General features: G+C 58.7%; 3 protein-coding genes and 3 pseudogenes. All 6 read left to right on the top strand.

Annotated features, from left to right (window positions below; translation table 11 throughout):
* A pseudogene (locus B3849_RS17705) lies at positions 1 to 172 on the top strand (carboxynorspermidine decarboxylase); the annotation flags it as partial.
* 33 nt (positions 173 to 205) lie between these two features.
* Positions 206 to 250, top strand: a pseudogene (locus B3849_RS17700) (hypothetical protein); the annotation flags it as partial.
* Between the two features lie 69 nt (positions 251 to 319).
* A pseudogene (locus tag B3849_RS04290) lies at positions 320 to 1,138 on the top strand (carboxynorspermidine decarboxylase); the annotation flags it as partial.
* 30 nt (positions 1,139 to 1,168) lie between these two features.
* Positions 1,169 to 2,416 (top strand): saccharopine dehydrogenase family protein, encoded by a 1,248-nt coding sequence (locus tag B3849_RS04285; RefSeq protein WP_278425351.1) that lies wholly within the window; start codon positions 1,169 to 1,171, stop codon positions 2,414 to 2,416.
* A 256-nt stretch (positions 2,417 to 2,672) separates the two neighbouring features.
* Positions 2,673 to 3,059 carry a transposase gene (locus B3849_RS04280; RefSeq protein ID WP_286779862.1) on the top strand — a complete coding sequence of 129 codons (387 nt, stop codon included), beginning with the start codon at positions 2,673 to 2,675 and terminating at the stop codon, positions 3,057 to 3,059.
* Positions 3,056 to 3,211: IS66 family insertion sequence element accessory protein TnpB (gene tnpB / locus B3849_RS17645; protein ID WP_414718015.1), on the top strand; the 156-nt coding region annotated here is incomplete at its 3' end. The genes B3849_RS04280 and tnpB, both read left to right, overlap by 4 nt.

Below are 3,211 nucleotides of genomic sequence, written 5' to 3'. Positions count from 1 at the left end.
GAAATGCTTTGCCACATGGTCGGTCTTTGACTTCATGGCGCAGTATATGGATGGGTCCACGTCCTCCTCGCTCTATGAGGTCAAACTGGGGTACGAGAAATTCGGCGGCGAAACCCACGCGTATTCAGTGGCCTACGACGATGACGAGATCGCCGAGGTGCTGGCCAATAGCGACAAGATCATCTTCAACTCCANNGACATCAAGATGCCGCGCATGGACGGCATGGACCTGCTCCAGCGGTTGCGCCAGAAAAGCGCGGTGCCAGTCATTTTCCTGACCTCCAAGGATGATGAGATCGACGAGGTGCTGGGCCACGCCGACAAGATCATCTTCAACTCCATCGGGCAGCTGGACCGTTTCGATGCGGCATCGGCAGGGCATACGCGCGGGCTGCGGGTGAACCCCGGTGTATCGACATCGGAATTCGATCTGGCCGACCCCGCCCGTCCCTTCAGCCGTTTGGGCGAACATGATCCGGCGCAGATCGCCGCCGTGGCCGACCGCATTACCGGGCTGATGTTCCACAACAACTGCGAGAATGACGATTTTGACCGCTTCGCCGACATGCTGACGTTGATCGAGGACCGCTTTGGCGACACGATCCACCGGATGGACTGGATCAGCCTTGGCGGCGGCATCCATTTCACCGGCGACGGCTACCCGCTGGACCGTCTGGCCGCGCGGTTGAAAACCCTGTCGGATACCTATGGCGTGCAGGTCTACCTCGAACCGGGCGAAGCCGCGATTACCGGTGCCGCCACGCTAGAGACGACCGTGCTCGACACGCTGCACAACGGCAAGAACCTTGCCATCGTCGACAGCTCCATCGAGGCGCATATGCTTGATCTGCTGATCTACCGCGAGCCCGCAAAAGTGGCCCCGAACACCGGCGACCACGACTGGATGATCTGCGGCAAATCCTGCCTTGCGGGCGACATCTTTGGCGAGTTCAAGTTCGACGCCCCGCTTAAACCCGGTGACCGCATTTCGTTTCAGGACGCTGCGGGCTATACTATGGTCAAGAAGAACTGGTTCAACGGCGTCCAGATGCCCGGCATCGCCATTCGTGAACTTGATGGAACGATCACATCGGTCCGGTCATTCGACTACGAGGATTTCAAATCCGCCCTCTCCTAACCCTTCCCTTACAAGAGGTGTACTGAATACATGAAACGTAACGTTCTTATCATCGGCGCCGGTGGCGTGGCTCAGGTCGTGGCGCATAAATGCGCGCAAAATAATGACGTGTTGGGCGATCTGCATATCGCCAGCCGCACCGTGTCAAAATGCGAAGCGATCATTGAAAGCGTGCATGCCAAAGGCGCGATGAAACAGGACGGCGTATTCAAGGCCCATGCGGTCGACGGGATGGACAGCGACGCGGTAGAGGCGCTAATCAACGAGCTTGGCGTGCAAATTGTGATTAACGTCGGCTCGCCCTTCGTGAACATGACCGTGCTCGAAGCCTGCATCCGCACCGGTGTCGCCTATATCGACACGGCTATTCACGAAGACCCGACCAAAATCTGCGAAACGCCGCCTTGGTACGGCAACTACGAATGGAAACGCCGCGAGGATTGCGCCAAGGCCAACACCACCGCCATTCTGGGGGCAGGCTTCGATCCCGGTATGGTCAACGCCTTCGCCCGTTTCGCCGTGGACGAATTCATGGACGACGTGAAGTCCATCGACATCGTCGACATCAACGCGGGCAATCACGGCAAGTATTTCTCGACCAACTTCGACCCCGAGATCAACTTCCGCGAATTCACCGGCACGGTCTACAGCTGGCAGGAAGGCGCGTGGCAAGAGAACAAGATGTTCGAGGTCGGCCGCGAATGGGATCTGCCCGTCGTTGGCAAGCAGAAGGCCTATATGTCCGGCCATGACGAGGTGCATTCGCTCGCCGCGAACTATCCGGAGGCCGACGTGCGCTTCTGGATGGGCTTTGGTGATCACTACATCAATGTCTTCACCGTGCTGCAGAACCTTGGCCTGCTGTCTGAACAGCCCGTTGTGACCGCCGAAGGGCTCGAGGTCGTGCCGCTGAAGGTGGTCAAAGCCGTGCTACCCGACCCATCGACCCTTGCGCCGAACTATACTGGTAAGACCTGCATTGGCGATCTGGTCAAAGGCACCAAGGACGGCAAGGATGTAGAGGTGTTTGTCTACAACGTCGCCGACCACAAAGACGCCTATAACGAGGTCGGCAGCCAGGGCATTTCCTATACCGCTGGCGTGCCCCCCGTGGCGATGGCGATGCTGATTGCCGATGGCACCTATGACACTGGCACGATGGTGAACGTCGAAGAGCTGGACCCAAAGCCGCTGTTCGCCCTGCTCGACACCATCGGTCTGCCGACCCGTGTCAAACTGGCGGATCAGGACACTGGCTGGGACGAGGCCATCGCCTAAGCCTGCCGCCTGAGGCACCCACACCAACAACCCGCGCGCCCTTGCACCCGCGCGGGTTACCTCGCCCCGAGGGGCCGTACCCCCATAAAATCAAACGATTAAACACAAACAGCCCCGCGCGCGATCATGCGTGCAGGGCGATCAATTTGATTATAAAAAATGCAGACGGTTGGTAAGCGGTGCGCCGCCCCCACACTTACAGCATAGCGCCTGATCTGCGATTCAGAGGCTTCTTTGAGTTGTGGGGAGTTTCTCGATGGGAGCTACAAGCGAGTTTCTGGCAAGGGTGCCGCGACGGACTGATGGCAAGCGAGATTGGCCACCGGAGCTGAAGGCGCGGATCGTGGCTGAGACGCTGATTGAGGGCGAGACGGTCAAGGCGGTGGCGAAGCGGTATGAGTTGATCCCCAGCACGGTATCTGACTGGCGGCGGATGGCGCGACAAGGCAAACTGGTGCTGCCCAATTTGGACGGCATTGATTTTGTGCCTGTTGAGATTGAGGCGTCTGTGCCGGTTGCCCAGCCTTCGCCGGTCATATCTTCCGGTAAGATTGATTTGATCAAAGGGGATGTCACGGTTCGTCTTGATGCAGCAACGCCCGCGGCACGGGTTGCTGAGATCGCACGGGCTTTGGCACCGTGATCACGCCATCCCATAAGGTCCGGATCTTTGTGGCCAGTGATCCGGTGGACTTTCGCAAGGGCCATGACGGGCTGGCGGCCTTGGTGCAGAGCCATCTGCGTCAAAAGCCGTTTGATGGGTCGGTCTATGTGTTCCGGGCCAAGCGGGCAGAT

The organism is Sulfitobacter sp. UBA4523, assembly GCF_002388305.1.
GTDB classification, from domain to species: Bacteria; Pseudomonadota; Alphaproteobacteria; order Rhodobacterales; family Rhodobacteraceae; genus Sulfitobacter; species Sulfitobacter pontiacus.
This window is presented reverse-complemented; position numbering and strand designations above follow the sequence as displayed.

Coding starts and splice junctions, on each gene's coding strand:
- B3849_RS04285 (WP_278425351.1), top strand. CDS start 1,169: ATGAAACGTAACGTTCTTATCATCGGCGCCGGTGGCGTGGCTCAGGTC.
- B3849_RS04280 (WP_286779862.1), top strand. CDS start 2,673: ATGGGAGCTACAAGCGAGTTTCTGGCAAGGGTGCCGCGACGGACTGAT.